Source organism: Microcystis sp. LE19-10.1B (genome assembly GCF_027530565.1).
Lineage (GTDB): Bacteria > Cyanobacteriota > Cyanobacteriia > Cyanobacteriales > Microcystaceae > Microcystis > Microcystis aeruginosa.
The window spans coordinates 1-4,897 of the sequence record NZ_JAPZQM010000173.1; the positions used below are offsets into that span (position 1 = coordinate 1).

Here is a 4,897-nt window from a genome sequence, read left to right on the forward strand (position 1 = left end):
CCTTATAGAGAAAGGCATTTAGCGATTTTTGTCAATTGTTTTTTATCTAGAGCGAACTAATCAATTAAGTCTCTTGCCAGATAAGGATTTAGTCGATTTATGCCCCCCTATCGAACCATAACAAGTAACGAAGAGCCGAAAATCTCAAGTTTATTGTTTTTGATGCTGAAAAGGAGGTCATTTCGCAATGGAAAAATTAGATCAGTATCGTCATATTATTAAATCGGTTTTGATTCCTTATACTGAAATCCCTTATTCTCACGGCGAATTGATTTGTAAGCCGATTTTTGATGAAGTTCGAGATAGCTATCTTTTGATGACGCTCGGATGGGATCGCAAAACTCGCGTGCATGGCTGTTTAATTCATTTGGATATTATCAACGAGAAAATCTGGGTACAACGAGATGAAACCGAAGACGGAGTAACCCATGAGCTAGTGGCAGCGGGTGTTCCCCAGCAGGATATTGTCCTCGCTTTTCATCCGGCGGATGTACGCGGTTACACGGGCTACGCGATCGCCTAACCTCTTAGAAAACGGGTTTCTTAAAGAAATCCGTTTTCTGGGACATATTTTTAGCAACTTGGTATCAGATGACAAACCCAACTTCCTCGACTCCTTTTAGCTATCAAGTAGGCGGGAGCTTACCTGCCGAATATCGTGGGTATGTAGAGCGACAGGCTGATCGCGAATTGTACGATCGCCTGAAATCAGGAGAATATTGTTTTGTCTTTAACTCGCGGCAGATGGGCAAGTCTAGTTTGCGGGTGCGGGTGATGCAGAAGTTAGCGGCAGAGGGGGTGGCTTGTGCGGTCATTGACCCGCAAACCCGGGGAACCAGTTTGAGCGAGGATCAGTGGTATGCCGGAACAATAAAACGCTTGATCGATGATTTGCATTTACAAGAGAAAATCGATTTTTCGAGTTGGTGGAAGGATCTGGCGGCTCAGTCGATTTCGGCGGTCGAACGCTTTACTTATTTTATCGATCGCGTATTGCTGGCAGAACTCTCGCAAGATGTCGTCATTTTTGTCGAAGAAATTGATAACCTGCTCAGTCTCAAGTTTGATACCGATGGTTTTTTCATTCTGATTCGCTCTTTCTTTGAGCGGCGGGCGGAAGATCTGCGTTATCGGCGGCTGACTTTTGCGTTTTTAGGGGTGGCAACACCTTCCGATCTGATTGTCAGTAAGCGTAGTTCGGCGTTTAATATCGGTCGGGCGGTGGAGATGAGTGGCTTTCAACTCCAGGAAGCTCAACCTTTGATGCAGGGTTTGGTGGGCAAGGTGGACGATCCGCAGGCGGTGCTGCAAGCGGTGTTGTATTGGACGGGGGGACAGCCGTTTTTGACGCAGCGGGTCTTGAATTTGGTAGTGCAGGAGGCAGATTTGCGCCTATCGCCCCCAGATTTGGTGGCGCAGGTGGTGACGAGCCAGCTTATCGATAATTGGGAGGCGCAGGACGTGCCGCCGCATTTGAAAACGATTCGAGACAGGATTTTACGCAGTGACGAACGGCTGCGGGGGCGACTGCTAGGGATTTATCAGCAAGTTTTGGATGCTGAACCCCCCCCTCTCTCATCCAGAAAGGAAGGGGGGATCATTGCCGATGAGAGCTACGAGCAACTGCAACTGCGGCTGACGGGTTTGGTGGTGAAGCGAGAGGGCAGGTTGAAAGTCTATAACCCCATCTACGCGCAGGTGTTTAATGGGCAGTGGGTGGCTCGCGCTTTGGCGGATTTGCGTCCGGGGTTTTATGGGGAGGCGTTTAAGGCTTGGCAGGAGGCACAAGAAGAGCAGAAAGAGTCGTTTTTGTTGCGGGGACAGGCGTTGCGGGAGGCGGAGACTTGGGCAAAAGGAAAGCGCTTGAGTAAAGAAGATGAACGCTTTTTAGATGATAGCCAGGATGTCGAAAAACGGGATATGGAAAGGCGATTGGCGGCGGAAACGGAAGCGAATCAGATTTTGACTGCGGCGAGGGAACAGGCGGAAACAGAATTAGAAACAGCGAACCAAGCATTATTAGAAACAAGGGAGGAATCCGGCAGAATCATCAAAAAAGCTAATCGACGGAATAAGCTTAGTTTGTTGGGGGCATTGGGAGCTATTGCCATTGCTGCTATTGCCGTTCCTATTTCGATAAAGGCAACGAATAATTTCAGGGTTGCCCAAACCAATATCACAAAACTGAACGGCGACAACCTGAGATTATTAGCAGAGCAAAGGAAGTTACAGCAAGACAAAATTACTTTAGATAGCAATTTGCGCCAGACGAGGAGAAAGGAAAAATTAGCCCAGAAAAATCTCTCAGTAGCGCGAGGAAAGCTAAAGGATGCCGATCGCAAGTTCCAGCAGGCACAAAACCAAGCGCGATCGGCCCAGCAGCAATACCTACAAGCACAGGAACGGGTACTGGTAGCCTCGGCGCAGTTGGCTCAAGTCAACCGAGATAGGGCAGCCACAGAACGGGATAAGGTGGCAGCAGAGCAGCAGTTCCGACTTGCTGCAGCCCAGCAGCAAAAGGCAGAAAGGGCGGCGCGACAGGCAGAAAGGGCGGCGCGACAGGCAGAGATAGCACAGGAAACGATCCTTGCGGTCAATCGGTTAGAGCGATCGGGTGAGGTTGCCTCAAATAACTTTCAATTTGGACAGATCCCAGCATTGGTAGAGGCGATCCAAGTTGGAGAAGCGGCGAAGGCATTGGCACAGAAAAAGGGACGGGCGGGGTTTGCGGCAAATCCCCTTTACGCGCTGCAAACGATGCTAGATACCGTAGAAAATCGTGCAGGGCAACCTTGGCAGCACCAAACCCTCTTGGCTCATCAAGGCTATGTCTGGACAGCCGCCTTTAGCCCAGACGGCAAGCGCATCGTCACCGCCTCCTCTGACAAGACAGCGAGGGTGTGGGATGCCGAGACGGGAAGAGAAATCGCCTCCCTCAACGGCCATCAAAGCTCTGTCTGGACAGCCGCCTTTAGCCCAGACGGCAAGCGCATCGTCACCGCCTCAGAAGACAAGACAGGGAGGGTGTGGGATGCCGAGACGGGAAGAGAAATCGCCTCCCTCAACGGCCATCAAGGCTATGTCATAACAGCCGCCTTTAGCCCAGACGGCAAGCGCATCGTCACCGCCTCCTCTGACAAGACAGCGAGGGTGTGGCCTGTGGAAAATCTCGATCGCCTGTTGGTTCGAGGCTGTAATTGGTTAAAAAACTATTTGATTGTCAATCCTCAAATGCTGGCTAAATTATCGACCTGCCAAACTGCTGACCTCACCCAGCCTAGTGCGAGTATTTTAATGGAACAAAGCGAAGCCTTAGCTAGGGAAGGCAAAATCAACGAAGCAATTGAAGGCTTTAAAATCGCCCAAAAGTGGAATCCTAGCCTCCGTTTTGATCCCGTCGCCCGCGCCAACCAACTCGCCAACGACGCTAAAAAGGAAAAATAAAGTCAAAAGTCAAAAGTATAATCTGAGAGAGAAGGAGAAAGGAGAAAAAATGAACCCAAAAATTGACCAGACTCAAGCTGGTAGTAACTTTGACAAAATTTGCGATCGCGTCATTTCTACTCGTCAACCAATAGAAATTACACGGGAAGGTGGTGAAAGCATTTCCTTGATTCTTACAGCAGAACTCAATAGCTTGATAGAAACTGCTTATTTATTCAGTTCTCATGAAAATGCAGTACGCCTCCTAGATGCACTACAACGTGCCAAAGCCAGAACGAATCAGCCTCAAACTTTAGAAAACTTATGCCAGGAGTTAGGTATTGACAAAGAAGAAAAAGTCTCAGCCTAAGCCAGAACGCGAACTCGTTTTTGATATAAGGTTTCTAGAAGACCTCAGATATTGGGTAGAAACTGAGAGAAAAATTGCCCTTCGTCTGTTATCTTTAGTTGAAGAAATTCGACGCAATCCTTTTGAAGGAACGGGCAAACCTGAACCCTTAAAATATCAAGATGCCAATGTTTGGTCTCGCCGCCTTACCCAATCTGATCGTATTGTTTATCTGGTTAGTCACGATCGGATAGAATTTTTGCAAGGTCGTTATCATTATAGCGATCGCTAAGTACCTAGACAAGCTAAAACGCCAACCCCATGCTCAAAATAGAAATCACCGATACCTCCATCACCCTCATCCAACTCCTCCATGAAGTTGAAAAAGGACAAGACATCATTATTTTCCGAGAAGGTCAACTCATTGCCCAACTCTCGCCCCCGCTAAATTCCCGCCACCCTCTAAGTTCCCACCAGGCTTTGCGATCCCAACATCAACCCTCCGCGATCCAAAGCCTTGACATCCTGCAACAATTACGCCAAGAAGCACACTATTGATTTACCTAGACACCAGCTTTTTAGCTCCATTTTATTATGAAGGAACTCACACTCATCTCTCATCACTCCGGCTCCCTCAAACCTCTAATCGAAGGCGCAATCGCTGAAGCCCTACGTTCCACTGAAGCGGGTATCCAGCGTACCGAACAACGACTGCGAGAATTTGAGGACAAATATCAACTGTCCACAGCAGAATTTCTGCATCGCTACGAAAACGACGAATTTCAGGAAACCCTGGAACTTGACGAATGGATTGGCGAATTGCGAATGCTACAATGCCTACAGGAAAAAGCAGAAAGACTCAGAGGAATTGAATTTGTTAATTGAAGATTATTTTCAACAGATTCAAACAATTATCGCAACCTGTTCAGTAGTAAAATTTTTTACGCTAGATTGTGAAAAACGTGATAGTTATGAAGGATTTATTCGGCTCTTCGTTACTTGTTATGGTTCGATAGGGGGGCATAAATCGACTAAATCCTTATCTGGCAAGAGACTTAATTGATTAGTTCGCTCTAGATAAAAAACAATTGACAAAAATCGCTAAATGCCTTTCTCTATAAGGGT

6 protein-coding genes are annotated in these 4,897 nt (G+C 47.5%); all 6 read left to right on the plus strand.

Annotation, left to right across the window (positions count from 1 at the left end):
- Positions 1-187 precede the first annotated feature (187 nt).
- A complete protein-coding gene (locus O9332_RS06070; protein ID WP_002754817.1) occupies positions 188-523 on the plus strand; it encodes a XisI protein in 336 nt (111 codons plus the stop codon).
- A gap of 68 nt (positions 524-591) precedes the next feature.
- Positions 592-3,444: an AAA-like domain-containing protein gene (locus O9332_RS06075; protein WP_288024264.1), complete on the plus strand. Its 2,853-nt coding sequence runs from the start codon at positions 592-594 to the stop codon at positions 3,442-3,444.
- A 49-nt stretch (positions 3,445-3,493) separates the two neighbouring features.
- A complete protein-coding gene (locus tag O9332_RS06080; RefSeq protein ID WP_002761387.1) occupies positions 3,494-3,793 on the plus strand; it encodes a type II toxin-antitoxin system Phd/YefM family antitoxin in 300 nt (99 codons plus the stop codon).
- A complete protein-coding gene (locus O9332_RS06085; RefSeq protein ID WP_002761386.1) occupies positions 3,765-4,064 on the plus strand; it encodes a Txe/YoeB family addiction module toxin in 300 nt (99 codons plus the stop codon). Before O9332_RS06080 ends, O9332_RS06085 begins: the two co-directional genes overlap by 29 nt.
- Before the next feature lie 29 nt (positions 4,065-4,093).
- Entirely contained in the window at positions 4,094-4,330 is a 237-nt protein-coding gene (locus O9332_RS06090) for a hypothetical protein (protein ID WP_043999266.1), read from the plus strand.
- 36 nt (positions 4,331-4,366) lie between these two features.
- Positions 4,367-4,657 carry a hypothetical protein gene (locus O9332_RS06095; protein WP_002761385.1) on the plus strand — a complete coding sequence of 97 codons (291 nt, stop codon included), beginning with the start codon at positions 4,367-4,369 and terminating at the stop codon, positions 4,655-4,657.
- Positions 4,658-4,897: the final 240 nt, after the last annotated feature.